Raw genomic sequence first — 26253 nt, 5'->3', positions numbered from 1 at the left:
AGCTTAGCAATGCGCTCCGCTGAGGCCAAAACCGACGCGCCGCCACCGATCCCGGCGCGTGTCGGGATACCCTCGACAGTGATGAGTTCAGAGCTTCCCCGCCCCGAGGAGCAGCATCCGACGGAGCAGCCTCCCGAGGATTCCACCTCGGCGAGCCTGATCACCGCCGCCTCCGCGCATGACGACGCCGCCGCCGCCTTGGCGCGCACCCGTCGCCCTGAGATCTGGGCCCCGCTGGCCCAGGCCCATGGCCGCCGGGCCTCGGCCATGCGTGCCCGTGCCGCCGAGCAGGACCCTGCCGACACGCCGATCACCGAGTCGGCCCAGTCCCGCGCCACGGCTCGCCGCGCCATCGAGGAGGCTCTCGAGGCGGCCGCCGCCCTGCCCTCGCCGGAGGAGGGCGCCACCCGGCCGCGGCTCCGACTGAGGATCGGCATCATCTGTGACCGGTTTCTGTTCGACACCTTCTCAGGGATCGCCGAGCTCATCCCGCTGACTCCCACCACGTGGCGGCGTCACCTGCATGACGTGGACGTGCTCCTGGTGGCGGCCACCTGGCGCGGCCATGACGGCAGCTCCTGGGACGTGACGGGTGCGCAGGCGCGCAGACGGCGCCGACTGCTCACCGAGACCCTCATCCCGGCCTACCGCCGAGCCGGTGTGCCCACCGTCTACTACGGCAAGGAGGATCCGCCGGACTACCGGCAGTTCCTCGACGTCGCCCGCGCCTGTGAGCACATCCTCACCACGGCCGCCGAGATGGTCGAGTCCTACCAGCACGACTGCCCCGGGGCGCGCAGCATCGAGGTGATGCCCTTCGCGGTCAACCCGCTGCTGCACTCCCCCCTCGGATCCCGGCCCGCCGCGGGGGAACCGAACTGGTCCTCGGCCCGCCGCCCGGTCCTGTTCGCCGGCTCCTGGATGGGCCGGAAGTACCCGGAGCGGGCCGCCTACGCGCGCTGGATCTTCGACGGCGTGCTCCAGGCCGGTCGTCCGCTGGCCGTGGTGGACCGCTATCACGACGTCGAGGTGCCGACCCCCAACCAGCTCCTCCCCTATGAGTACTGGCCCTACCGCGTGCCCGCGATCGACCATCGCCGACTCATGGATCTGCAGAGGGTCACCGACGTCGCGATCAATCTGAACTCCGTGCTGGCCAGCCAGACCATGTTCGCCAACCGGGCGCTCGAGCTCCAGGCGGCGAGCACCCTGGTCCTCTCGACCTACAATCAGGGTCTGAACTCCTACCATCCGCAGGTGCGCATCGCGAACTCCGCGACGGAGGTGGCGGCCTCGCTGCGGGACCTGGACCTGGAGACCCTCCGCCGGGCGCAGGGGGACGGCGTCCGCCAGGTGTTCCTCGAGAACCACGGCGCTGACCTGCTGGCGCGGCTGGCCCGCATCGTCGGCCTCACTGTGGAGCTGCCCGGTGAACGGGTGCTCGCGGTGGCCGAAGCCCCCACCGAGCAGCTGCGCACGGACTTCGCGACTCAGAGCCGCGGCGCGGTCGACGTGGTCAGCTGGGAGGAGCTCCCGCAGCGGGCCGCCGAGGCCGAGATCCTGCTGCCGGTCTCCCCCGCCCGACGCTACGACCCCGAGTACGTGGCCGACCACACCGCCGCGCTGAGATTCCAGTCTGCGGGCCTGACCGTCAAGCTCGACGGCGATGCCGCCTCCACCGATCCTCTCGCCCACCGCCACCACCGCTTCGACCTGCTGGGTGGGCAGGCCGGCGCGCTCGAACTCGCAGCCGTGCATCGCCCCGCGGACCGCATCGCGGAGGGATCGCTGTCCCGCCGAGCTCTGACCGGGCCCCAGCAGCTGGCCTCCGCCCTGCAGGACGAACGTGCCTACGCGCTCGACCACCTTCAGCATCGGGTCCATCCGCAGTCGACCGTCCAGCCCCGGACGGACAGGCGCCAGGCAGATCGACTCCACCCCCTGGAGGTCTCAGCCTCGGACGAGGAGCCGGCGCTCAAGGAGCGGACGCCCGAGGGCGACAGTCTGGCGGCGGCCCGGCGGATGTTCCGCAGCACGGCCGAGGAGCATGCCCTGCAGCTGGCGGTCATCGTGCCCATCTACAACAACGGACACCATCTGCGGCACAAGGCCTTCGCCTCGCTGCGGCGATCGGCCTCCTTCGAGCAGATGCATGTGCTGCTCATCGACGACGGGTCCACCGACGGCACCACCGCGGCGGTGGTCGACGAACTGGCCCGCACCTACCCGAACGTCTCCGCGTTCCATCACGCTCCCGGCGGATCCGGCTCCGCCTCCCGGCCCCGCAACACCGGGCTGGAGCTGACGTTCACGCCGTTCGTGACCTACCTGGATCCCGACGACGAGCAGCACGAAGACGGCTACATCCACCTCATGGAGCGCCTCCACGAGGCCGAGGAGGCCGACTTCGCCCTCGGCACCCAGATCACCTGGACCCACCGACGCACCGTGCTGGACGTGCACCGGTGGCTCAACGCCGGCATCCCCGAGGTCGACGGTCTTCGCCGCCCCGAGGCGGGGTCCCTGCGGGCGGTGAAGTTCCGGCCCGCCAGCATCGAAGGACTGGTGGCCCGGACGTACTGGCTCAAGAGTCTGGGCCTCACCCAGCCGGTGGGCGCCACCGGCCAAGACACCTTCTTCTTCCAGCAGATGCTGCACCACACCAAGGCCTACGTGGCGGTGCCGGACCCGGTCTACGTGTACTACGGCGCCGTGGACACTTCGATCGTCAATGTGGTGACTCCCAAGTATTTCCGGAAGTATCAGATCCTGGAGGCCGCGCGCGCGGCTTGGCTGCGCGAGACCGGCCTCATGCAGGACTACCTGGAGACCCGGTTCGAGCACTTCCTGGTCACCTGGTACCTGTGGAAGCTGACGCGTGTCGCCCCGGTGCATCGCCGCGAGGCCGAAGAGATCCTGCGCCAGATCATCATGGAGTACGTCCCCGATCCCTGGTCCCACCGGTGGCGCTCCCCCAAGGCGCTGCGCTTCTTCGGGCTGGCCAACCCGCAGCAGGTCCTCCGGGGGCGTCTCCCAGCCCCGGCGGCGCTGCGCCCGGCGCTCGGCGCGGCCCGGGACCGTCTGCGCGCAGAGGCCTCCGCGAAGGTCGGCTCCTTCAAAGGCTCCCCGCCCGGGCGTGCCCTCGGCGCAGTCTACCGGCGCACGATCAAGCCGGAGCCGACGGCGCAGCTCGCCATGATGGCCGACCTTCGGGAGGACCAGCGCAGGCTCGAGGCCGCCGACGGACCGTGGGAGTCGGTGATGGCCGCCGAAGATGCCGTGGACCGAGCCCTGCAGAGCCCGGCCGCGCGGAAGTCCGTGCCACAGGACCCCGCGGCCCGGAACTCCGCGACACAGGACACGGAGACACAGGACACCGCAGCGCAGGATCCGTCCCCCCAGCGCCCAGCGACACACGCCGTCGCTCCGCAGGACACGGCCGAGGAGCTCAGCGAGCGTACTCCTCGCGGGCGCGCCCGGTGACGGCCTGGACCATCCCGACTCCCTCGCGCAGCCACAGGCTGTCCTGATAGGTCACAGACTGACCCCGCAGACGCCTCAGCGCCACGCGGCCGGCGCCCAGCCCGATGCGGGCCACGGCCTCGCCGGTGATCCGGGCGGCCGACTTCCCGGCCTTGACGGCCTTCTTCGCCCGGACATGTCCGGCGCGCACTCCGCGCGCGCGCATCCACTCGCGGGTGGCGCGCTCCGCGGGAACGTCCTCCTCCACGACGGCCTCGGCGCACCACCAGCTGGTGGCGCCGGCGGCCTGAAGGCGACCGAAGAGCTCGGAGTCCTCCCCGCCGCTGAAGTTGAAGTCCTCGTCGAACCGGAACGCCGGTTCACCGGTGAACCAGTCCGCACGGACCAGCACATTGTTGGTGGCAGGTCGATACCTCCACGGTCCGGTGGGGAAATCGATGCGGCGGATGAAGCCCTCACCGGCAGCCTCTGCGGGAGCACCTGCCGGCAGCACGGAGCGCACCGGACCGGAGACCGTGTCCGCTCCTGACCGATCTGCGGTGCGCACCAGCGCCGCGAGCCAGTCCGGATGGGCCCGCTCGTCGTCGTCGAGGAACACGACGGCATCCGCATCGTCCGGCAGCGCGTCGAGAGCCGCATTGCGCGCCGCCGCGATCCCGGGACGTGGCTGGTGCACCCACCTGGCCCCGGGCCAGAGGCGCCGGACCGTCTCCTCGGAGCCGCCGTCCGGATCGTTGTCCACCACCAGCAGATGCGGCCTCTGCGGCGCCCGCTGGGCCTGCAGGGACGTCAGGAGCTCGGCCAGCAGATCGTTGCGCCGATAGGTGCACACACAGATCCACAGCCGGTCCCAGTCGATCGGGCCGCGCGCGCTGCGAGCTCGCGGGTCGACCGTCTCGGCGGTGTCTCCGACGAGGTCGGCGAGCAGTCCGGCGTAGCGGCGACCGAGGCCGGGCAGATCCGCGTGCTGGGCCACCCAGCGACGCCCGCTCCGGGAGATCGGGGTGGAGGCCGGGTCCCGGGCCAGGTCCGTGAAGGTCGCCGCCAGCCGGTCGGCGCGATCAGCGGTCCGAGGGCAGGAGCCGGCGTCGGCGTCGGCGCCGTCGAGCACCGCGTCATCGAGCACCGCGTCATCGAGCACCGTGACGTTGTCTGCCTGCCGCAGGATCTCGGCGGCCTCCCCGGTCACCGCGGCGGTGATGTGCTTGCCGAGACCGAGCAGCTCGAAGGTCTTCGAAGGCACCGTCCAGGCGAAGGAGGCCCAGTCGGTGCGCAGGCTCACCAGCAGCGTGTCCGCCCAGCGGCAGTGCTCCCACACGGCCTCGCCGTGGCAGGGATCATGGAATTCGATGGCCGGGCAGTCGCCGGCCCGCTCCTGCAGCCGCGGCTTCTGGGTCCCGGAGCCGATGAGGCGCAGCGTCACCGTGACCTCTCCAGCGGCGTGCACCGCGCGGACGGCGTCGATCACGGACTCCAGGGCCTGGCTCTCTCCATGATTGCCCAGGTAGGCGACCCGCAGGCTGCCGGGCTCCCGCTCACGGTGCTCCAGAGACGGGACGCCGTCGAGATCCACACCGTTGCTGACCGTGGCCACCCGCTCCACGCCCCGCTCTGCCAGGCGTCGGGCGAAGCCCTGCGTCACCGTGACCACCAGGTCCGCGTCGCGCTGCACCCCGGTGACCACAGCCTCCATCAGTCGTCCGGCAGGCCCGGCGCGGACACCGGCCTCGCGGGCCAGCTCCGGCCACGCATCCCGCATGTCCACCACCAGCGGCACGCCCCGCAGGCGTGCCGCCGCCCAGCCCGCACAGATCACCGGCAGGGCGGGCACCGTGGCCACGACGACGTCGGGGCGGCGCGCCATCAGCGCCCGCGGTGCCATCAGCAATGAGGCGACGGCGTCGGAGGCGAACCTCCCCATCCGCGAGTTCGGCAGCAGGACGCGTGGGAGCCGCAGGACCCGCTCCCCGGCCGGGCCCGACGCGGCCGACCGGGGCGGCTCCCCTGCCGGGCCGCGATCCGGGGTGAGCCGCGGGTCCGGAGAGGGGGTGACGACGTCGACGTCCCACCCCTCCTCCACCAAGGACGCGGTGAGCCGCTGCCAGCGTCGCTGCGGCGGCGTGGATTCGGGCCAATAGGAATGGGTGAGCAGCTGCAGGCGCCTCACGGCTGAGTGACCTCCGCCCCACCCTCGACGAGGCCCTCCGCCGACTCCTCCTCGGTGAGCTCACCCTGCCCCGGCTCCTGGTCCTCCATCGGGTCCACCGTGAGGTCCTCGGGCGCGTCCTGCTCCTCCTGGGAATCCAGGTACTCCAAGAAGCCGTCCATGTTCTCCTGGCGCAGCGAGCGGCTCAGCAGCTCGAGGGCCTCCTCATCCTTGAGCAGGACCTGCGCTCCGCCGGAGGTCACGGTCGGCTCGCCGGTGGGGATGGTGAACATGTGGATGTCCTGGGACCGCAGGTCCCGCAGCTGGATCGCGTAGTCCACCGCGGTGCCGGAGTCCAGCCCTTCGTCCATCCAGAGGTACGGGACGATGCTGTTGACGGCGTCGGAGATCCGCTGCGGGCTGGTCAGGGTGTCCGCACTCAGGAAGCGGTCGACGATCGCCTGGACCACACGCTGCTGGTTCTGCACGCGCATGAAGTCGCCCTCGAGGAACGACTTGCGCTCGCGCACATAGCGCAGCGCGTCCGACCCTTCGAGACGGATGGTGCCCTCCGGGTAGAAGGAGGGGTTGAGCTGGCCCGCGGAGAACGCGACCGGGTTGTCCACGTAGACACCCTCCAGTGCGGTGGTCAGCTCCTCGAAGCCGTCGAAGTCGATGATCCCGATGTGGTCGATATGGGTGTCGAGCAGCTCCTCGACGGTGTCGATCACCAGCTCGTACCCCCCGGCGTCGAGGGCCGAGTTGATGCGGCCCTCTCCATGCCCGGGGACGTCCACCCAGAGATCCCGAACGATCGACATGACGTAGACCCCGGAGCGGTCGGCCGGAATGTGGACGAACATCATGGTGTCCGAGCGTTCCCCGTCCTCACCCTTGACCTCCGCCAGGTCGAGGCCCTCGCCACGGCTGTCGGAACCCAGCAGCAGCATGTTGATCACGCCGTCGTTGGTGCGGTCGGCGGTCTCGTCCTCCAGGTCCATCTGCAGCACGTTGCGGTTCTCGTCGAAGTCAGTCTGCAGCTGACGCAGATAGAGCCCGGCGGCGACCACCGCCACGACGACCACTGCGGTCACAGCGACCAACGACCAGCCGGCGATCCGGCGGCGCCGGCGTCGTCGCGTCCGCTTCTCGTCCGAGGCGTCGGCCGACGGGCGGGTCGGCGCAGCCTCGGATGCGGAGGCGGCCGACGCAGCGGTCTCGCTGAGCCGCTTGGCCCGGCGGGGCCGGTGAGGCTGCCGCCCTGCGGCGGAGTCATGGTCGGCCACGGGGCCTCCCCTCGGAGCGGAACGATCGGACGATCGGCGAGCCGGTGCGCACGCCGCAGAGCCGCGGAACGACCTGCCGCCCCGCGACCATCCCAGCCATGCTAGCGGACCGCAGGAGAGTCACCAGCGTCCGCGCCGAGGTCTGGGCTGGCATGTGGGGCACCAGTAGGAGGATCGCCCCATGAAGGCTGTGCGCCGGATCACGCCCGCGCGGGGCGTTCCAGCGCATCGGGGACAGGGCCGGCCCTCCTGACCGTAGGCCGCCAGGGACCGGTCGAAGTAGCCCGAGGCACCGTTGACGTTGACGTAGAGCGCATCGAAGCTCGTCCCTCCGGCGGCCAGCGCCTCCTCCATGACCTCGCGGGCGGCGGCCAGGACACGGCCAGCCTCAGCCCGGGTGATGGTCTCGGTGCGCCGGGCGAAATGCAGCCGCGCTCTCCAGAGCGCCTCGTCCGCGTAGATGTTGCCGATCCCGGAGATCAGCGTCTGGTCCAGCAGCGAGCGCTTGAGCCCGGAACGCCGGCGTCGGAATGCCCGGAACAGCCTCTCTGCCGCGGTCCCCTCCGCCGCCGGCCCCTCCGAGGACACCAGGTCCTCGAACGGGTCCGGAGCGATGTGGACCATCGGAGCAGGGACGGCTCCGGACCAGTGGTCGGCCGGCACGAGAGGGCTGACCTGCATACCGCCGAAGATCCGCTGGTCCACGAAGCGCAGCTGCTCGGGAGCCCCGGCACGGGGGCTGAGGTCCAACGAGATCTTCAGGTGCTTCTCCACGGGAGCGTCGCGGTCCTCGACAAGGACCTGGCCGCTCATCCCCAGATGCACCAGCAGCGCGGAGGGCTGTTCCTCCGCCACAGGGACGGCAGGGCGGGCAGTGGCCGTGGAGGCGGCGTCCTGCGACGTCGAGGGACCCTCGTCGGCCGGCAACGGCCCGAGCGGGATCCACAGGTACTTGCCGCGCCGCTGCGGAGTCTCCAGCAACCGCCCCACGAGCCGGGTACGGAAATCCTCTCCGAGGGGAGGCGGTGTGCCGACTGCGGACTCCGGTCCTGCGGGGATCCGCGGCTCGTGCCGTCGGAGGCTGCGCTCGTCGTGGACGTCGACGGCGGTGATCACCCGGCCGGTCGCCCAGTCGGCGATCCCGCGTCGGACGACCTCGACCTCAGGAAGCTCCGGCATGGCGTTCGGGTCCGAAGGGTCAGCGGTCCAGGACGGCGCGCAGCACGTCGTCGCCGTCGGAGCCGGTGGACAGCGTCGAAGCGGTCAGGCGGGCGGCCTCCCGCTCGGCCTCCTTCTTGGACTTGCCGGTGCCGGAGGCATACGACTCGCCGCCGATGGTCAGCGTGGCTGTGAACGTCTTGTCATGGTCGGGGCCGGAATCCTCGATCACGTAGCGGACCTCGCCCAAGTCACGCTGCGCCGAGATCTCCTGGATGGTGGTCTTCCAGTCCTTGCCGGCGCTCATGGCCTGGGCGTCGGAGAGCAGCGGCACCACCAGTCGCAGCACGAGGCGCCGCGCGGTCTCGAAGGAGGTCGAGAGGTAGGCGGCTCCGATGAGCGCCTCCATGGTGTCCGCGAGGATGGAGTCCTTGTCCTGTCCCCCGGTCCGCAGCTCGCCGGTTCCGAGACTGATGTGCGGGCCGACGTCGTGGCCTCGGGCGATGCGCGCCAGCGCCCGGGTGCTCACCAGCGCAGAGCGCAGCTTGGCCAGGTCACCTTCGGAGAGGTCCGGATACGTCCGGAACAGATAGTCGGTGACGGCATAGCCCAGCACCGAGTCGCCCAGGAACTCGAGGCGCTCGTTCGTGGGGATCCCGTCGTTCTCGTAGGCGTAGGACCGGTGCGTCAGGGCACAGCGAAGAGTCTCGGGGGCGATGTGCACCCCGAGACTCTTCACCAGTGATTCATGGTCGTCCGCTCCGACGGGACCGTCGGAAGGAGCCGCCGAGGTCACGCGTCGGCGACCTTGCGACCCTTGTACTCGTAGAACAGCGGGGTGCCGGCCGAGTCGGTCACGAGCTTGGCCTGGTGCGGCTGGCTGTAGACGACACGACCGTTCTCGACCGTCTTGACCAGCGTCGGCGCCTGGGCCTTCCACTGCGAACGACGGTGACGGGTGTTGGCACGGGACTTCTTCCGCTTCGGAACAGCCACGGTGTCTCTCTTCTCTCTCGGTGTCGGTCAGGTCAGCAGGAGGGACGCTCGCCCCTCCCCGATGGAGTCTCGGTCAGTCTTCGGGCTCGTCCAGCCCGTTCCGCAGGTCGGCCAGGGCCGCCCAGCGGGGGTCGATCTGCTCGTGGAAATGCTCGGGGTCGTCCTCCATGCGGAAACCGCACTGGGAGCACAGCCCGGGGCATTCCTCGCGGCAGACCGGCTGGAACGGCAGCGCCGAGACCATCAGGTCCCGCAGCACCGGCTCCAGGTCGATCGTGAGGTCGTCGCCGATGAGGCGTTCGTCCTCGTCCTCAGCCTCTCCGGACGCCTGAGCGGCGCTTTCCGGAAAGGTGAACAGCTGCATGACGTCCACGGTGAGCGGGTAGCCCAGCTCATCGAGGCAGCGTCCGCATTGGCCGGCCACCTGTGCCGAGGCGGTGCCGGTCATCAGCACACCCTCGTGCACCGACTCCAGCCGCAGGTCCAGTTCGAGGTCTTCGCCCTGGCGGAATCCCACCAGCACTGTGGAGAACTCCGCGGGCACGCCGACGGTCCTGGTGAGATGCTGCTGGGTGCCGGGCCTGTCCCGGAGCTCCTTCACATCGATCACCAGGTGGCTTCCGCGCGGTGCAACCACGGTGGACACTCCCTGAGGACGACGAACACTTCGATCCTGTGGACCGACGTGCCAGTCTATCCCACACGATGCGCCGCTGACGAATCCTGGGACGGCGCCCTTCCAGGCGTGTCGCGACCCGTCAGCACCTGGGCCGCTCGGCGACCGCCCTGACGCTCACAGCTGGGTCACGAACTCCTTGAGCCAGCCCCGCAGGTCCTGGCCGAGGTCCTCCCGGTCCACGGCGAGGGTCACCACGGCCTTGATGTAGCTGAGCTTGTCCCCGGTGTCATAACGACGTCCGCGGAACACGACGGCGTGGACGCCGCCGCCCTCCTCGACGGGCCGCTGCGCCATCGCCTCCAGGGCGTCGGTCAGCTGGATCTCGTCGCCCCGCCCCGGAGGGGTCTGCTCGAGCTGGTCGAAGATCGCCGGATGAAGCACATAGCGGCCGATGATCGCCAGGTTCGACGGCGCCTCCTCGGCCGGCGGCTTCTCCACGAGCCGCGTCACCGGCACCACGGTGTCGCCGTTCTCGGCCTGCCCGGTCCCCCGCCCACCGGTGTCGACCACACCGTAGGCGCTGATGTCCTCGAGCGGGACCTCCATCACCGCGATCACGGACCCTCCCAGGTCACGCTGCGTCTGCAGCATCGTGGTCAGGAGCTCATCACGCGAGTCGATCAGGTCATCGCCCAGCAGGACGGCGAAAGGCTCCTCGCCGACGTGCTGGCGGGCACACAGGACCGCATGCCCGAGGCCCTTGGGGTCGCCCTGTCGCAGATAGTGGATGTCCCCCAGCTCGGTGGCCTCCCGGACGGCGGCGAGCTTCTCCTCGTCACCCTTGGCCTCCAATGTCGCCTCCAAAGCGGGGACCCGGTCGAAATGGTCCTCCAGCGAGCGCTTGTTCCGCCCGGTGATCATCAGGATGTCGTCCAGGCCCGCCGCAGAGGCTTCAGCCACCACGTACTGGATGGCCGGCTCATCGACCACCGGCAGCATCTCCTTGGGCATCGCCTTCGTCGCCGGAAGGAAACGGGTCCCCAGACCCGCCGCGGGGATGACGGCCTTGGTGATCGGCTTCATGGTGCTCCTCGACCTCTCTCTGGACTGGACGACACTGGTATCCGGGAATCTAACACGACGCCGACGTCGCCCCGCTCCCGGTCAGCTCTCATGACGCCGGTCGGCGAGCCGCCGCTGCACAGCGCGCGGCACATGCTCCGAGACGTCCCCTCCGAGGCGGTGCACCTCTTTGATCAGCGTCGAGGACAGATGCGTGTACCGGCCGTCCGCCGGGAGGTAGACCGTCTCCAGGCCGGACAGATGGCGATTCATCGTGGCCATGGGCGTCTCATAGGCCAGGTCCTTCGCGTCGCGGAGCCCCTTGACCACCGCATTGGCTCCATGGGCACGGCAGAACTCCGTCAGCAGCCCCTCCCCGAGCGGCTTGACCGTCACGCCGCGCACATACGAGAAGGTCTCCTGCGCCATCTCCATGCGCTCCTCCACCGAGAACATCGGGGCCTTGTGCATGTTCGGGGACACGGCGACGATGACCTCGTCGAAGAGGTTCGAGGCACGGGCGATGATCTCGACATGCCCGTTGTGCAGGGGGTCGAATGATCCGGGGCACACAGCAGACTGCATGTACAGGACCCTACTGCAGGTGATCACCGCCGAGTGGGAGCCGACGGCGATGTGTCTGCCGGATGTCGAACGGGAAGACTCGAGCAGGAAGTGTCGAGCAGGAACTGTCTACGATGGGAGGCATGCTCTCCCGCCCTGACCCCAGCTCCGCGACCGGTGGCGAGTCCGCCGCCGAGGCCGGAGGCGCGACGGCCTCCCGGGCGCCCCTGGACCACCGCCCCCTGTGGGTCAAGGCGTCCATCGGCGCGAACACCTATGACTTCGCCTCCGGGCGCGTCCTGCCCACCGTCTACGAACGCACCACTGCGGCGGCGCTGCACCACGGAGCCGTGAACCTCGGCCAGGGCTTCCCCGACCGGGACGGACCCCGGTGGCTCACCGACGCCGCGGCCGAAGCCATCACGGACCCCGACGTCGGACCGACCAACCAGTACGCCCCCGGCACGGGGCTGCCGGTGCTTCGGGCCGCCGTGGCCGATGCGCACCGGGCCCGCTACGGCGTGGAGCTGGACCCCGTCGACCAGGTCATGATCACCACGGGCGCCACGGAGGGCATCACCGCGGCGATCCTGGCGTTCGCCGAGCCCGGATCCGAAGTCCTCACGTTCGAGCCCCACTACGACTCCTACGGAGCCTGCGCGGCGCTCGCCGGGGCCGAGCTCATCGGGGTGCCGCTGCGGGGGCCGGACTTCAGGCCCGACGTCGAAGCGCTCGAAGCGGCCGTCACCGAGCGGACGTCGCTGATCCTGCTGAACACCCCGCACAATCCCACCGGCACCGTCTTCAGTGCGGAGGAACTGCGGCGCATCGTGGACATCGCGCGCAGGCACGGCCTGCGCATCATGTGCGACGAGGTCTATGAGCATCTCGTCTTCGAGGACGCCGCCCACCAGCACCAGACCATCCTGGCCGTTCCGGGCGCCGACGAGGTCGCCGTGGCGGTGGGATCGGCCGGGAAGTCCTTCTCCGTGACCGGCTGGAAGGTCGGCTGGGTCACCGGGTCCGCGCGGCTGCTGAACCAGGTGCGCGGCGTCAAGCAGTTCCTGAGCTTCTCCTCCGGTCCCGCCTACCAGTGGGCGGTCGCCCAGGGGCTGCGGGACGATCACGGATTCTTCGCCGCGAACGTCGCCGAGCTCGCCGCGGGCCGCGACCTGCTGCGCGCCGGCCTCGCCGACGTGGGACTGCGCCCGCACCGCGCTGAGGCCGGATACTTCGTGGTCGCCGACATCCGCGAGATCACCGACCTTCCCGGACCGGCGTTCTGCGATCTTCTGGTCCGCCGGGCCGGCGTCGCCGCGATCCCCGTCTCCGCGCTGACCATCCAGCATCGCGCTTCCCTCGACGACGAGCTCCAACATCTGGTCCGGTTCGCCTTCTGCAAGGACCCTGCGACCCTCGAGGAGGCGGTGCGCCGCCTGCGCACCCACCTCCCCGCGGCCCTGGAGTGATTCCTGTGGACCGCGCCCGCCTCCCCCGACGCATCCGTCTCTCCGCCTCCGGGACCGTGGCAGAGCTCCGCCAGGACGAGCTCACCGAGGCCGGGGTCATGCTCACCATCGACGGCGTGGAGCAGTCCCATGTGGAGACCGACGACCCAGGGTGGCTGCTCCACGACTACACGCTGCGCATCGCCGCCGTCCTGGACGCGCTGGCGGGGTGGTCGGCGGAGCGGCCCTGGTCCGTGCTGCATCTCGGCGCCGGCGCCCTGACCCTGCCTCGATGGGTGGAGCACCGCGCCGGGCAGCGCCGGCTGCCGCCCCCTGAGCAGACCGTGCTGGACTTCGAGCCCGAGCTGATGGACTTCGTGCTCGAGCATCTGCCCATGCGCACCCGCCCCCGCACCGTGGTCGCCGACGCCGCGGCGGCCCTGGCCGACGGCGGGGAGCTCGAGGGCGAGCGTCACGACGCCGTCGTCGTCGATCTCTTCAACGGCGCCCACGCTCCGGACCAGCTCACCTCGGCGACGTTCTGCGCCCACGTGGCTCGCACCGTGGACGATGACGGGGTGCTGGTGATGAACCTCGGCGACGACCCGGGGCTGCACTTCGCCCGGCCCCTGATCCGGCGGATCCTCCACGCAGCCGCAGGCGCGGACCCCTCCCGGCTGCTGGTCACCGCCCCGGCCGACGTGCTCGCCGGCGCGACGGCGGGGAACCTGGTGGTCGCCGCCCTCGGGGAGCCGGTGCCCACCCGGGCCGCCGAAGCCGTATGGGCGGCCGGCCCCCATCCGGGGGACGTCCTCACCGGAGACGAACTGCGGCAATGGCTCGGCCTCTGACCGACGCCGAAGCCCCTGACGGGCGAAGCCGCCGCTGAGATCATCTGGCGGAGAGGCACACGCTCAGGCCGGCTCCGCGAACCAGAGCCGCGTGGTGCCGTACGCACGATCCTGAAACCGTTCCAGTCCAGCGGGCCACTGCGGCTCCGGACTGCGGGACTCCCGCTCCACCACCACGGTGGCCGCCGGATGCAGCTGCGGCACCGCGGCGGCGAGCACCTCGGCGAGCTGCTGCTCGGTGAAGGCATAGGGCGGATCCAGGAACAGCAGCTCGATCGGTTCGCCCTCCCGGCGGCGAAGATGGCGCAGCGCCTCGGACTTCTGGACGGTGACCGCCCCGGCGTCGAACAGGGCCGCGTTGCGTCGCAGGGTCCGTAGCGCCGGCTCGGCCCGATCCACCAGCTCCGCGCGACGGGCACCACGACTCAGCGCCTCCAGTCCCAGTGCCCCGGAGCCGGCGAACAGGTCCACCACGACGGCGTCGCCGATCGCGTCATAGCCCTCCAGCCGGGAGAACAGCGATTCCTTGACCCGGTCGCTGGTGGGACGCGTCCCCTCCCCCGGAACGGCCGCCAGACGACGTCCCTTATGCGTGCCCGCGATGATCCGCGCCACGGCGGTCCTCCTTCTCGGTGGGTCTCCGGTTCCCTGTCGTCTCCGGCGTCGTCTCCGGCGCCTCAGCCGCGTTCGATATAGGCGTCGGCGCCGTCGCTGCGCGCGATCCAGGAGTCGATCGCCTCCCGCAGCTGCGGATGGCCTTCCCATCCAGGGTCGTTCGCGGTGAGCGCCTGGACATGGTCGGCGGCCGAGCTGATGATCCCCTCGTCGCGCACGATGCGCAGCAGCTTCAGCGTGGAGCTCCGTCCCGCCTGCGAGGCCCCGAGCACATCGCCCTCCCGACGGCGTTGCAGATCCAGCCGGGCCAGCTGCATGCCGTCGCTGTGCGCGGCCACCTCCTCCAGACGCTCCAGAGACGGGTGGCCGTCCGGCAGCCGGGTGACCAGCAGGCACAGCCCCTGGGCGGAGCCTCGTCCGATCCGGCCCCGCAGCTGGTGGAGGGTGGAGATGCCGAAGGCGTCGGCGTCGAGCACCGCCATCACCGTGGCGTTGGGAACGTCGACCCCGACCTCGATGACCGTGGTGGAGAGCAGCACGTCGATCTCGCCGCGTTCGAAGGCCGTCATCACCTCCTCCTTCTCGGAGGAGTCCATCCGGCCATGCAGGCTCGCCAGTCGCAGCCGGCCGATCAGCGGATGCTCCGCCAGTCGGTCCGCCAGCAGCTCGACGGAGGCGTCCTGTTCGATCTGGACACCGGTGGCCGGGTCCTCACGCTGGTCCGACTCGGAGATCTTGGGACAGACCACGTAGGCCTGATGTCCGGCGGCCACCTCCTCGGCGATCCGCTCCCAGACTCTGCCGATGATCCGGGGCCCCTGGGTCATCCGCGCCACATGGGTGCGGATCGGCTGGCGGCCGGCCGGCAGGCCGGCCAGCATCGTCAGCTCCAGATCGCCGAAGACCGTCATCGCCACCGAGCGGGGAATGGGGGTCGCCGACATCACGAGCATATGGGGGGTCACCGGGTACCGGTGCCGCAGGGCGTCCCGCTGCTCCACGCCGAACCGGTGCTGCTCGTCGACGACGACGAGGCCGAGGTCCGCGAACTGCACCTTCTCCCCCAGCAGAGCATGGGTCCCCACCACGATGCCGGCCCTGCCGGAGGCGATGTCCAACAGCGCCTGCTTCCGCTCCGCCGTGCTCATCGACCCCGTCAGCAGGGTCACGGTGACCGCCGGCGCGTCGTCAGGGGCGTCCCAGGCCGAGAGCAGATCCGTGCCCGCCAAAGCTCCGAGCATGCCCCGCAAGGACCTTTCGTGCTGGGCCGCCAGCACCTCGGTGGGCGCCACCAGTGCCGCCTGGGCGCCGGCGTCGACCACCTGCAGCATGGCTCGCAGCGCCACCAACGTCTTTCCCGAGCCGACCTCGCCCTGCAGGAGCCTGTTCATCGGCGCCGCACCGGCGAGGTCCTCGGCGATCAGCTCCCCGCAGCGGCGCTGGCCCTCGGTGAGGGTGAACGGCAGGGCGGCGTCGAACACGCCGAGCAGGCCGTCCTCCCGGCGTGGCGCGGGACGCCCGACCCCGGAGCCGGCGAGCACTCTGCGCCTGGCGAGCAGAGCCTGCAGCAGGAACGCCTCCTGGAAGCGAAGTCGCTTCAGCCCTTCGGCGGGGTCCTCCAGACGAGCGGGCCGATGGATCAGCAGATACGCCGTCGCCAGTCCGCGCAGGCCCTCACTCTCGGACACCTCCGTGGGGACCGGATCCGGCCAGGCGTCGAGATCCACCATGTCCAGGACGAGACGAACACACCGGTAGATCTCCCAACTGGAGACCTTCGCCGTGGCCGGATACAGAGGCACCGGCGTCGACTGCCCCTCGCCGGGCAGCGGAACGCCCGCCGGACCACGGGAGTCAGCTCCCGGTCCGACGTCCCCGTCCTCGGGGAGCACCGAGTAGTCGGGATTGTTCAGCGTGAGGCGCCCGCCGTAGCTGCCCACCTTCCCGTGGAACATCGCCCGGGCGCCCGAGGTCAGGTCACGGAAGGCCTGATGCCCCTGGAAGAACGCCATCTGGAGCCGGACGCCGTCGTCGTCCTCCACCACGACCTCCACGAGGAACCCGCGACGCCGCTGCATGCGACGCTTCGAGGCGCTCACCACCCGCGCGACGAACGTGACGTGTTCGTCCTCGCGGAGCTCCGCCAGAGAGGAGAGCTGCCCGTGCTCGACCCACCGACGCGGGATGTGGTTGAGCAGGTCCTCGGCTGTGTGCAGGCTCAGCTCCCGCTCCAGGGTCCGCGCCGAGGCGTCGCCCAGCAGTCGATCCAGCGGGGTCTCCGGGCCCTGGACGGATCCGTGAGCCGTCATGCGCCGAGCTCCGTGAGGGTCAGGGCCTCGACCGAGCCGGCCGATCGGATGGCCTCGGAGGTCGGTCCGCGCCGTGCGGTGTGGACGTGGATGCGCCATCGGTACGCGCCGGCGGCATCCGCTTCGACGTCCACCGGGGTGATGATCACCGAGTCCCCCAGCTCGTCCAGACGGTGGCGCAGTGAGGCCGCCCCCAGCGGGTCGAGCCGGACCGTGGCCATGATCTCCACCAGCGGAGGACCCGGTGCTTCCCTCGCCGGCGCGGCAGGGCCGACGCTCCGTCCGTGGAGGTCGCCCTCGGGAGTTCGCGCGCCGCCACCAGCGGGTGCACCGGGCAGGCCCGGAAGACCGTCGAGCAGGTCGTCGTCGAGCTCCTCGCCGCACACGGTCGCGCGCAGGGCGTCCAGGATGAGCAGCAGTCCGGTGCCTCCGGCGTCGACGACGCCCGCCCGGCGCAGCACGTCCAGTTCGTCGACGGTGGCGGCCACGGCGGTCCTGCCGGCCGCGATCGCCTCACGGAGGCTCCCCTCCAGGGCGGCGCGGCTCTCCAGCTCCGCAGCACCGGCGAGACCGGCTCGGACCCGCTCGGAGACGGCATCGATCACGGAGAGCATGGTGCCTGCCACCGGTTCGGACAGAGCGGTCCAGGCCCGCAGGCTCCCTCGTTCCAGGGCGTCGGCCAGGCCCGGCACGGTGAGCCGCTCATGCCCGTGCAGCGGCTCCGCGATGCCGGAGAGCAGGACCGCCAGCAGGGTCCCGGAATTGCCGTGGGCCTCGACCATCGCCGTCGATCCTGCCGTCGCCAGCAGCGCCCCCAGGTCATCCTCCCGGGATGCCTCCACCGCGGCGCGACACGTCCGCATGGCCGCAAGCATGTTCGCTCCGGTGTCCGAGTCCGGCACTGGGAAGACGTTGAGCCGGTCCAGCTGTCCGCGGCGGGACTCCAGGGTCTGTTCGGCGAGCTGGAACCATGCCAGCACCGCCTGCCGACCTCTGACCTTTCCTCTCATGGCCCTCCTCCGGTCCTGCCGACCCCACCACCCCGGTTGTCGGACTCCGCCTCGCGGCGGTGCCCTCAGAGGTCGTTGTCGTCCACGTACTCCTGCAGCGTGCCGTCGCTGAGCGCCTCGGAGATCTCCGAGATCGCCTGGGTGTCCTGGTTCCAGATCCACTGGCCGTCCGCCGATCGGCCCGAGTCCCCGGTGGGGAGGGTGAACAGCTGGATGTCGCTGACCGCGCCGCGCATCTGCCAGCCCAGGGAGGCCACCGTCGAGGAGTCGAGGGTCTCATCCACCACCAGGTGGGGTGCGAAAGTCTCCACCATGTCCTGCACCTGCCCCGGATTGGTGAGGTTCGACGGGGAGACCGACTCCTGGATCACGGCGCGGATGAAGGCCTGCTGGTTGCGCACGCGCTGGAGATCGCCGTCAGGGAACGTCGCGCGGTGGCGGACGAAGGACAGCGCCTGCTCAGAGTCCATGTGCTGGACCCCGGGCTCGAAGGTGTAGCCCTCACCGGTGGTGAAGGACTCCGGGTAGCTGGAGTTGACGTCGACGCCGCCGAGGGCGTCCACCAGGCCGATGAAGCCGAGCATGTCCACCGACGCGATGTGATCGATCCGCGCGTCGAAGAGGCCCTCCAGGGTCTGGACGGTCAGCGAGATCCCACCGAGCGCCAGCGGAGCGTTGACCTTGTGCCAGCCGTGGCCCGGCACCTCCACCCACAGATCACGCGGGATCGACATGACCTGCACGCTGTCCCGGTCCGCCGGGATGTGCACCAGCATCATCGTGTCCGAGCGTCCGCCCTGCGGCACACGGGGCAGGTCCTCCGACTCGCCGGAGCCTCCATGGTCGTCGGAGCCGATGAGCAGGATGTTGATGGACTCGTCATCCTCGTCCTTCTCCGGACGGTCCGCCTCATCGGGGAAGGTCTCCTCGTCCCCGAACGTCTGGACGTTCTCCTCGTAGCTGCGAGAGAGCGAGTTCAGGTACAGCAGCGAAGCGACCAGGGCACCCGCCACCAGCACCACCAGGGACCCCAGCACGATGCCGATGGTGAGCCGGCTGCGCCGCTTCCTGCGCCGGCGCGACTCTTCGACGGTCTCTTCTGCCATGTGTTCTCCTCAGCTGAGCGCGCCCATGCCCCCGGACGGCGGGCTATGCCCCCACACGGCGTCCGGCGGTCGACGTGCAACGGATGGGTCGACGTCGTTCCAGGATATGCCAGAACTGTGACAGGCCATGACAGCGGCGCTGCATCCTCAGTCCGCAGTCCTCCGCTAGCGTGTCCTCCATGAGCTCCGCCTCGTCCCCAGCAACGTTCCGCGCATCATCCCGTGCCTCACTGCGTGCTCGGCCGGGAACCGGTTCGTACACCGGACCGTCCGCCCCGGCTCGGAGCTGGATGCGTCCTTGGTCAGCGTCGCCCGCCGGGCGACGGAAGACGGCGATGCTGCTCGCCCCTGCCGCGCTGGTGCTGAGCTCGTGCGCCCCCGGAGGCGCCGCCACCGTGGAGCCCGCCCCCTACGCCTCCGACCCGGTCTGTGCGGAGGTCATGCTCGCGCTGCCGGAGACCATCGACGGGCACCACCAGCGGGAGACCAACTCCCAGGGGACCTCGGTCTGGGGCGACCCGAGCCGCGTGGTGGCGAGATGCGGCGTCGAGCCGCCCGGACCGAGTCCGGAGCACTGCGTGACCGCCGACGGCGTCGACTGGCTCGCCGTCGAGGAGGAGGGGTCGGACTGGCGACTGGTCAGCTACGGCCGGGAGCCCGCGGTGGAGGTCCTTCTCGACGTCGACGAGATCCCGTCCTCCACCGTCATGCTGGCCCTGGCCGGGGCCGTGGAGCGGGTGGAGCAGACGCGCGGGTGCACGTCCACCGAGCAGGAGATCGAGGGCACCGAGGATTCGGACGCGGTGACCGAGGACTCGGCCGACTCCGACCATGCGGAGTCCCATCACTGACCCTGACGCTCGGGCGCGGCGGCCTCTCCGCCGTCCCGGCCGGGGCAGCCCAGGCCGGATCAGCGCAGGCCGGGTCAGCGCAGGCCGACGGGCCGCTGCAGGGCCAGCGTGATGAGCTCGGCGATGAGCTCCGGGTACTGGATCCCGGTGGCGTGCCACATCTGCGGATACATGCTGATCGGCGTGAACCCCGGCATGGTGTTGATCTCGTTGATCACGACGTCGCCGTCGTCGGTGTAGAAGAAGTCCACCCGCGAAATCCCCTCAGCGTCCACCGCCTCGAAGGCGACGACCGCCTGACGCCGGATCTCCTCGGCCGCCTCGACAGGCAGGTCGGCAGGACAGCTGAGGTCGGCGGCCGCAGCATCCGTGTATTTGGCCGTGAAGTCATAGAACTGGTGGGACTCGCCGCCGTCGTGGACCACGATCTCCCCCAGCTGGGAAGCCCGGGGCGGCTGACCGTCATGGCCGTCCAGCACGCCGCATTCGATCTCGCGGCCCGAGATCCCCTGTTCCACGACGACCTTCGGGTCATGCTTCTGGGCCAGGGCGACGGCCTCCTCCAACTGCTCCCAGGCATCGACCCGGGTGATCCCCACCGAGGACCCGGCCCGAGCGGGCTTGACGAACACCGGAAGATTCAGGCCGCGCACCCTTTGGAGGGCTGCCCCCGGGTCTCGGCGCCACTGGCGGGCCGTCAGCGTCTCATAGGGCCCCACCGTCAGCCCGGCGGCCTCGAAGGCCAGCTTCATGAAGTGCTTGTCCATTCCGACGGCGGAGGCGAGCACCCCAGCTCCCACATAGGGCACGCCGACCGACTCGAGCAGCCCCTGCACCGTGCCGTCCTCGCCGAAGGGGCCGTGCAGCAGCGGCAGCACGACGTCCACCGGACCCAGGGAGGACGTCTTCCCCGCCGGACCGACCTCCAGGAGCTCGCACCGACGTTCCCCGGTGCCGTTGGAGGCGCCGTGCAGGGCCACGGTGGACTCGGTGGGCAGCACCCGGGGCAGCTCGCCGTCGGCGAAGGTGTGGGTGCGGGGGTCCACCGCCGGACGGGTCCACTGCCCGTTCGAGGTGATCCCGACCGGCACGACGTCGAACCGCTCCCCGTCGACGGCCTTCAGCACTCCGGCGGCCGTCACACAGGAGACGGCATGCTCCGAGGACTGCCCGCCGTAGAGGACCAGCACGCGCGGACGGGCGCTCGAGCCCTGGGAAGCCACCCGCAGTCCGTCATCGACGGTGGTGCGCGGCGCTGTGCTCTCGGACATGGAAGGAGTCACTTCCCTTCGGGTTTGAGGTCTCGGGCGAGCAGGAGGGTGGCGATCCGGTCCACAGCCAGGGATCCGTCCAGGACTGCTACGACGGCCTCGGAGATCGGCATCTCCACACCGTGGCGGCGGGCCAGATCGACCACCGCCGATCCGGACTTCATGCCCTCGGCGGTCTGTGTCAGCTCGGCGGTCACCTCATCCGCGGACAGGCCGTCTCCCAGCAGACGCCCCGCGGTCCGGTTCCGGGACAGCGGAGAGGCGCAGGTCGCCACCAGGTCCCCCAGCCCTGCGAGGCCGGAGAAGGTCTCCAGACGACCGCCGAGCACGGTCGCCAGACGGGTCGTCTCGGCGAGGCCGCGGGTGATCACGGATGCCTTGGAGTTGTCTCCGAGCCGTTGTCCGTCGCAGATCCCCACGGCCAGGGCGATCACGTTCTTCACGATGCCGGCGATCTCCACGCCCACGACGTCAGTGTTCGTGTAGGGCCGGAAGTAGGGATTGTTGCACAGCGCGGCGACACGTTCGGCGACGGCGGCGTCCTCACAGGCGACGACCGACGCGGTGGGCTCCTGGCGGGCGATCTCCATGGCGAGGTTCGGGCCGGAGACGACGGCGACACGATCGGCCCCGACGCCGAGTTCCTCGATGATGACCTCGGACATGCGCATGTCCGAGCCTCGCTCGAGCCCCTTGATCAGGGACACCAGCACGGCACGCTCACCCAACGCCGCACCGACGGCGGCCAGGTGCGACCGCAGCGACTGCGCCGGGACCGCCAGCACCACGACCTCGGCACCGGTGACGGCCTCGGCGACGTCGGTGGTCGCGCGGATGCCCGGAGGCAGGACGATGTCCCCCAGGTAGGTGGAGTTCGTCCGTCGCTCGGTGATCTCACGGGCGATCTCCTCGCGGCGAGCCCACAGCACGATCTCCGCAGGGGCCCCCGAGGCCACGGCGGCGTCGCCGAGGACCTTGGCGAAGGTGGTCCCCCAGCTGCCGGCGCCGAGCACGGCGATGCGTGCGGCCCCGGGCGCTCCCTCAGGAGCCCCGGTGGACGGTCTGACGCTCTGTGCGCTCATGGATCACGACTCCTCGATCTGACGGCGCGGAACACGCTGGCGCAGGGCGCGGTCCCAGATGAGCTCAGGGGGCTCCTCACCGCGCAGCTCAGCCACGCCGGCCGTGAGCGCATCTTCGATGCGCTCCGTGGCCCGGGCCAGCGCCGTGCGGGTCATGGGGCCCTCCCGGAGGTCCGAGAGGTCGACCTCGTCACCGACGAGCAGCCGATAGCGCGGACGGGGCAGCACCGTGGGCACGCGGCCGTAGGGCGCCAGGAGGTCCTGGACGCCCCAGTGGGTGATCGGCACCACCGGCGCTCCGGTGGTCAGCGCGAGACGCGCCGCCCCGGTCTTCGCACGCATGGGCCACAGCTGCGGATCCCGCGTCAGCGTGCCCTCGGGATAGATGATGATAGCCCCGCCCTGAGCGATGACCTCACCCGCCACGGTCAGCGACGACTGGGCGTCCCGCTGGTCACGGGCCACCGGGATCTGCTGGAGCCGACGCAGCAGGCTCCCCAGCGCCGGAGCCCGGAACAGGGCGTCCTTCGCCAGGAAGTGCGGCGTGCTCCCGGAGCTGTAGACCGCGTGGGCCACGGCCAGCGGGTCGATCTCGGTGACGTGGTTGGCCACCACGATGTACCCCTGCCGGGGCAGCCGGTCGAGCCCGTCCCACTGCTTGCCGATCACGAGGTTCAGGGCAGGGCGCACGACGGCGGCGGCGGTGCGGAAGCCCAGCGAGGGCGCGTCGTCTCGTCGGGAAGTCACAGACAGAAGCCTACCGAGGCTCAGCGCTCAGTCATCTCGACGTCGGCGCCGAGTCCTGCGATCTTGTCGATGAACCGCTCATAGCCGCGATTGATGATCTCGATCCCGGTGACCCGGGAGGTGCCCTGAGCCGCCAGCGCGGCGATGAGGTGGGAGAAGCCGCCGCGCAGGTCCGGCACGTCGATGTCGGTGCCCTTCAGCTCCGACGGCCCGGAGATCACAGCGGAGTGGAGGAAGTTGCGCTGGCCGAAGCGGCAGGGATTGGACCCGAGGCACTCACGGTGCAGCTGGATGGAGGCCCCCATGCGCTTGAGCGCCTCGGTGAAGCCGAAGCGGTTCTCATAGACCGTCTCATGGACGATGGACACGCCGTGGGCCTGAGTAAGGGCCACGACCATGGGCTGCTGCCAGTCGGTCATGAAGCCCGGGTGCACGTCGGTCTCCAGCACCAAGGGCTTGAGCGGCTCGCCGGCATGCCAGAACCGGATCCCGTCGTCGTCGACCTCGAACTCGCCGCCGATCTTCCGATAGGTGTTCAGGAAGGCGGTCAGGTCCCGCTGGGCCGCTCCGCGCACGTAGATGTCACCACGGGTCACCAGCGCCGCCGACGCCCAGGACGCCGACTCGTTGCGGTCCGGGATGGCCCGATGCTTGAAGCCGCTGAGTCGGTCCACACCTTCGATCCGGATGGTGCGATCGGTGTTCACGGAGATGATCGCGCCCATCTGCTGCAGGATGGCGATCAGATCGTGGATCTCCGGCTCGACCGCCGCGTTCTTCAGCTCCGTGATGCCTTCGGCCATGACGGCCGTGAGCAGCACCTGCTCCGTGGCCCCCACGGACGGGTAGGGCAGGTCGAGCTTGGCACCCTTGAGGCCCTTCGGAGCGGTGATGTGGATGCCCGTGACCTGCTTGTCCACCACGGCGCCGAAGTTGCGCAGCACCTCGAGGTGGTAGTCGATGGGACGGTCTCCGATGCGGCACCCGCCGAGATCGGGGATGAACGCCTCACCGTTCTTGTGCATCAGCGGACCGCAGAACAGGATCGGGATCCGCGAGTCTCCGGCGTGGGTGTCGATCTCCGAGTGCTCGGCGTTGCGCATCCGGCGCGGGTCCAGAGTGAGGTCCCCCGTCTCCGGGTCGACGTCGACGGTCACGCCGTGGATGGTCAGCAGATTCTTGACGATCTCGACGTCCTTGATCTCCGGGACGTTCCGGAGCTCCGAGGGTTCGCTGCCGAGCAGAGAGGCGACCATGGCCTTCGGGACGAGGTTCTTCGCGCCGCGGACGCGGACGCTGCCCTCGAGGGGCTTTCCACCCTGGATGGTGAGCAGTTTGGCCATAGTGACTCGACGGTCCCTTCGTGAAGCACAGGAGATGTAGCCATGCCACTGTATCCAACCCGGACGCCTCCCCCGGACAATTCCGCCGTGGGGGAAGGCAACGATTCCATGACGGACCGGATGTCCAGCTCGCACTCAGCAGATCCCCAGGATGACGGCGATCCGCGTCACACCCGCAGCCGTCTCAGATCCTGGCCGGCAGCGTCTTCGGCTTCCACTCGGGCCGGGTGGCCTCGAACTGCTCGATGTCCTCCGCCCGGGTGAGGGTCAGGGAGATGTCGTCAAGCCCCTCCATGAGGCGCCAGCGCGTATAGTCGTCGATCTCGAAGCTCGCCTCGACCGAGCCGCAGCGCACGGTGCGGGCCTCCAGATCGACCTGCACCTCGGCGCCGGGCTCCTTCTCGAGCTCCTTCCAGATGAGTTCGACGTCGGGCTGGGCCACCTGAGCGGTGACCAGCCCCTGCTTGCCCGAGTTGCCGCGGAAGATGTCGGCGAAGCGGGAGGCGACGACCACCCGGAAGCCGTAGTCCTTCAGCGCCCAGACGGCGTGCTCCCGGGAGGAGCCGGTGCCGAAGTCGGGTCCGGCCACCAGCACCGTGCCCTGGGCGTAGGCCGGCTGGTTCAGGACGAACTCCGGATCCTTGCGCCAGGACGAGAACAGAGCGTCCTCGAATCCGGTGCGGGTGATCCTCTTCAGGTACACCGCCGGGATGATCTGGTCGGTATCGACGTTGGAGGCGCGCAGCGGCACGCCGACGCCGGTGTGTCGAATGATGGGTTCCATAGCTATGTCAGCTCCTCGTCGGGGCATGCCGGTCAGGCCGGCTGGGGCTCGGTGGACAGGACGTCCGACGGCGCAGAGAGCGTGCCGCGGACCGCCGTGGCCGCCGCCACGACCGGAGACACCAGGTGCGTGCGACCACCTTTGCCTTGGCGCCCTTCGAAGTTGCGGTTCGACGTGGAGGCGCACCGCTCCCCCGGCTGCAGCTGGTCCGGGTTCATGCCCAGGCACATCGAGCACCCGGCGAAGCGCCACTCGGCCCCGAACTCCTTGAACACCTGGTCCAGCCCCTCGGCCTCAGCCTGCAGGCGGACCCTCTGGGAGCCGGGGACCACGATCATGCGCACCTGAGGGTCCTTCTCCCGACCGCGGATGATCCCCGCGGCCGCCCGCAGGTCCTCCATCCGCGAGTTGGTGCAGGATCCCAGGAACACGGTGTCCACCCGGATGTCCCGCATCGGCGTCCCCGGGGCGAGGTCCATGTACTTCAGGGCCCGCTCGGCGGACTCCCGGTCCACGGGGTCGTCGAAGTCCTCCGGAGCCGGCACCGTGTCGGAGAGGCTCACGCCCTGGCCCGGGTTGGTGCCCCAGGTGACGAATGGCTCGAGCGCATCGGCGTCGATCACGACCTCGGCGTCGAACTCTGCGCCGTCGTCGGTGCGCAGCGCACGCCAGTTCTCGACGGCCGCGTCCCAGTCCGCGCCCTGCGGCGCGTGGGGACGTCCCTTGATGTAGTCGAAAGTGGTCTCATCGGGGGCGATCATGCCGGCTCGGGCGCCGGCCTCGATCGACATGTTGCAGATGGTCATCCGGGCGTCCATCGAGAGCTGTTCGATCGCCGAGCCGCGGTATTCGAGCACATAGCCCTGGCCGCCTCCGGTGCCGATCTTGGCGATGACCGCCAGGATGATGTCCTTGGAGCTGACTCCCGGCTTCAGCGTGCCCTCCACTGTGATCGCCATGGTCTTGAACGGCTTGAGCGACAGCGTCTGGGTGGCCAGCACATGCTCGACCTCGGAGGTCCCGATGCCCATGGCCAGAGCTCCGAACGCTCCGTGGGTGGAGGTGTGGGAGTCTCCGCACACCACGGTCATCCCGGGCTGGGTGAGTCCGAGCTGCGGGCCCACGACGTGGACGATGCCCTGGTCGTCATCGCCGAGCGAATGCAGCCGGATGCCGAACTCCGCGGCGTTCGCACGCAGCGTGTCGACCTGCTTGCGGCTGATCGGGTCGGCGATCGGCTTGTCGATCTCCAGGGTCGGGGTGTTGTGGTCCTCGGTGGCGATCGTGAGATCAGGCCGGCGCACGGGCCGGTCGGCCAGCCGCAGTCCTGCGAAGGCCTGCGGCGACGTCACCTCGTGGACGAGGTGCAGGTCGATGTAGAGCAGGTCCGGCGTGCGCTGCCCGCCCTTCTCCTCACCGGGCACGACGACGTGCTCGCGCCACACCTTCTCCGCCATCGTCAGCGGCTTGTCCGCCATGGGGTCCTCCTGAAATCGGCCTTATACCACTACAGAAGCACCGA

General features: G+C 70.2%; 22 protein-coding genes. 4 read left to right on the top strand and 18 right to left on the bottom strand.

What is annotated here, in order from left to right; genetic code table 11:
• The first annotated feature begins 81 nt into the window (after positions 1-81).
• Positions 82-3483, top strand: a complete 3402-nt coding sequence (locus tag ABD658_RS03680; protein WP_344685423.1) for a glycosyltransferase — start codon at positions 82-84, stop codon at positions 3481-3483.
• Here ABD658_RS03680 and ABD658_RS03675 read toward each other — a convergent pair.
• From ABD658_RS03675 to coaD, 8 genes are all read right to left on the bottom strand, one after another.
• Positions 3449-5650: a glycosyltransferase gene (locus tag ABD658_RS03675; protein WP_344685421.1), complete on the bottom strand. Its 2202-nt coding sequence runs from the start codon at positions 5648-5650 to the stop codon at positions 3449-3451. The genes ABD658_RS03680 and ABD658_RS03675 overlap by 35 nt on opposite strands.
• Positions 5647-6915 carry an LCP family protein gene (locus tag ABD658_RS03670; protein WP_344685419.1) on the bottom strand — a complete coding sequence of 423 codons (1269 nt, stop codon included), beginning with the start codon at positions 6913-6915 and terminating at the stop codon, positions 5647-5649. Before ABD658_RS03670 ends, ABD658_RS03675 begins: the two co-directional genes overlap by 4 nt.
• A 120-nt stretch (positions 6916-7035) precedes the next feature.
• Positions 7036-8094, bottom strand: a complete 1059-nt coding sequence (gene mutM / locus ABD658_RS03665) for a bifunctional DNA-formamidopyrimidine glycosylase/DNA-(apurinic or apyrimidinic site) lyase (protein WP_344685417.1) — start codon at positions 8092-8094, stop codon at positions 7036-7038.
• A gap of 19 nt (positions 8095-8113) precedes the next feature.
• Positions 8114-8797, bottom strand: a complete 684-nt coding sequence (gene rnc, locus ABD658_RS03660) for a ribonuclease III (RefSeq protein ID WP_070161054.1) — start codon at positions 8795-8797, stop codon at positions 8114-8116.
• Between the two features lie 68 nt (positions 8798-8865).
• Positions 8866-9069, bottom strand: coding sequence for a 50S ribosomal protein L32 (rpmF, locus tag ABD658_RS03655; RefSeq protein ID WP_070161041.1), 204 nt, complete (start codon positions 9067-9069; stop codon positions 8866-8868).
• A 73-nt stretch (positions 9070-9142) separates the two neighbouring features.
• The gene (locus tag ABD658_RS03650) at positions 9143-9706 is read right to left on the bottom strand and encodes a YceD family protein (protein WP_344685413.1); all 564 of its coding nucleotides are present in this window, start codon (positions 9704-9706) and stop codon (positions 9143-9145) included.
• A 156-nt stretch (positions 9707-9862) separates the two neighbouring features.
• Complete coding sequence (gene galU / locus ABD658_RS03645; RefSeq protein ID WP_085437403.1) at positions 9863-10771, bottom strand: UTP--glucose-1-phosphate uridylyltransferase GalU; 909 nt, start codon at positions 10769-10771, stop codon at positions 9863-9865.
• An 81-nt stretch (positions 10772-10852) separates the two neighbouring features.
• The gene (gene coaD / locus ABD658_RS03640) at positions 10853-11335 is read right to left on the bottom strand and encodes a pantetheine-phosphate adenylyltransferase (protein WP_070161039.1); all 483 of its coding nucleotides are present in this window, start codon (positions 11333-11335) and stop codon (positions 10853-10855) included.
• A 122-nt stretch (positions 11336-11457) separates the two neighbouring features.
• On the opposite strand from coaD, the gene ABD658_RS03635 reads away from it, so the two are divergent.
• Together ABD658_RS03635 and ABD658_RS03630 are read left to right on the top strand one after the other, a co-directional pair.
• Complete coding sequence (locus tag ABD658_RS03635; protein WP_344685410.1) at positions 11458-12783, top strand: aminotransferase class I/II-fold pyridoxal phosphate-dependent enzyme; 1326 nt, start codon at positions 11458-11460, stop codon at positions 12781-12783.
• 5 nt (positions 12784-12788) lie between these two features.
• Entirely contained in the window at positions 12789-13613 is an 825-nt protein-coding gene (locus tag ABD658_RS03630) for a spermidine synthase (protein WP_311023996.1), read from the top strand.
• Positions 13614-13676: 63 nt separating this feature from the next.
• On the opposite strand, the gene rsmD is transcribed toward ABD658_RS03630, so the two are convergent.
• From rsmD to ABD658_RS03610, 4 genes are all read right to left on the bottom strand, one after another.
• On the bottom strand, positions 13677-14228 hold the full coding sequence (gene rsmD, locus ABD658_RS03625) for a 16S rRNA (guanine(966)-N(2))-methyltransferase RsmD (protein WP_311023995.1): 552 nt from the start codon (positions 14226-14228) through the stop codon (positions 13677-13679).
• 62 nt (positions 14229-14290) lie between these two features.
• On the bottom strand, positions 14291-16537 hold the full coding sequence (locus ABD658_RS03620) for an ATP-dependent DNA helicase RecG (protein WP_344685407.1): 2247 nt from the start codon (positions 16535-16537) through the stop codon (positions 14291-14293).
• The gene (locus ABD658_RS03615) at positions 16534-17547 is read right to left on the bottom strand and encodes a DAK2 domain-containing protein (RefSeq protein WP_344685405.1); all 1014 of its coding nucleotides are present in this window, start codon (positions 17545-17547) and stop codon (positions 16534-16536) included. Before ABD658_RS03615 ends, ABD658_RS03620 begins: the two co-directional genes overlap by 4 nt.
• Before the next feature lie 65 nt (positions 17548-17612).
• Positions 17613-18653 carry an LCP family protein gene (locus ABD658_RS03610; RefSeq protein ID WP_070161030.1) on the bottom strand — a complete coding sequence of 347 codons (1041 nt, stop codon included), beginning with the start codon at positions 18651-18653 and terminating at the stop codon, positions 17613-17615.
• A gap of 335 nt (positions 18654-18988) precedes the next feature.
• On the opposite strand from ABD658_RS03610, the gene ABD658_RS03605 reads away from it, so the two are divergent.
• Positions 18989-19504, top strand: a complete 516-nt coding sequence (locus ABD658_RS03605) for a DUF3515 domain-containing protein (RefSeq protein WP_344685402.1) — start codon at positions 18989-18991, stop codon at positions 19502-19504.
• 74 nt (positions 19505-19578) lie between these two features.
• On the opposite strand, the gene ABD658_RS03600 is transcribed toward ABD658_RS03605, so the two are convergent.
• From ABD658_RS03600 to leuC, 6 genes are all read right to left on the bottom strand, one after another.
• Complete coding sequence (locus ABD658_RS03600; RefSeq protein ID WP_344685400.1) at positions 19579-20775, bottom strand: D-alanine--D-alanine ligase family protein; 1197 nt, start codon at positions 20773-20775, stop codon at positions 19579-19581.
• Positions 20776-20783: 8 nt separating this feature from the next.
• Complete coding sequence (locus tag ABD658_RS03595) at positions 20784-21857, bottom strand: NAD(P)H-dependent glycerol-3-phosphate dehydrogenase (protein WP_311023991.1); 1074 nt, start codon at positions 21855-21857, stop codon at positions 20784-20786.
• 3 nt (positions 21858-21860) lie between these two features.
• Positions 21861-22604, bottom strand: a complete 744-nt coding sequence (locus ABD658_RS03590; RefSeq protein ID WP_344685398.1) for a lysophospholipid acyltransferase family protein — start codon at positions 22602-22604, stop codon at positions 21861-21863.
• Positions 22605-22624: 20 nt separating this feature from the next.
• Entirely contained in the window at positions 22625-23947 is a 1323-nt protein-coding gene (gene murA, locus ABD658_RS03585) for a UDP-N-acetylglucosamine 1-carboxyvinyltransferase (protein ID WP_070161024.1), read from the bottom strand.
• A gap of 184 nt (positions 23948-24131) precedes the next feature.
• Positions 24132-24731, bottom strand: coding sequence for a 3-isopropylmalate dehydratase small subunit (gene leuD, locus ABD658_RS03580; protein WP_070161023.1), 600 nt, complete (start codon positions 24729-24731; stop codon positions 24132-24134).
• 32 nt (positions 24732-24763) lie between these two features.
• Positions 24764-26209 (bottom strand): 3-isopropylmalate dehydratase large subunit, encoded by a 1446-nt coding sequence (gene leuC / locus ABD658_RS03575; protein WP_344685394.1) that lies wholly within the window; start codon positions 26207-26209, stop codon positions 24764-24766.
• Positions 26210-26253 lie beyond the last annotated feature (44 nt).

Source organism: Nesterenkonia aethiopica, from assembly GCF_039534665.1.
In the GTDB taxonomy this organism is placed as follows: domain Bacteria; phylum Actinomycetota; class Actinomycetes; order Actinomycetales; family Micrococcaceae; genus Nesterenkonia; species Nesterenkonia aethiopica.
The sequence above is the reverse complement of the archived record's forward strand: the minus strand, read 5'-3'. Positions and strand labels throughout refer to the sequence as shown.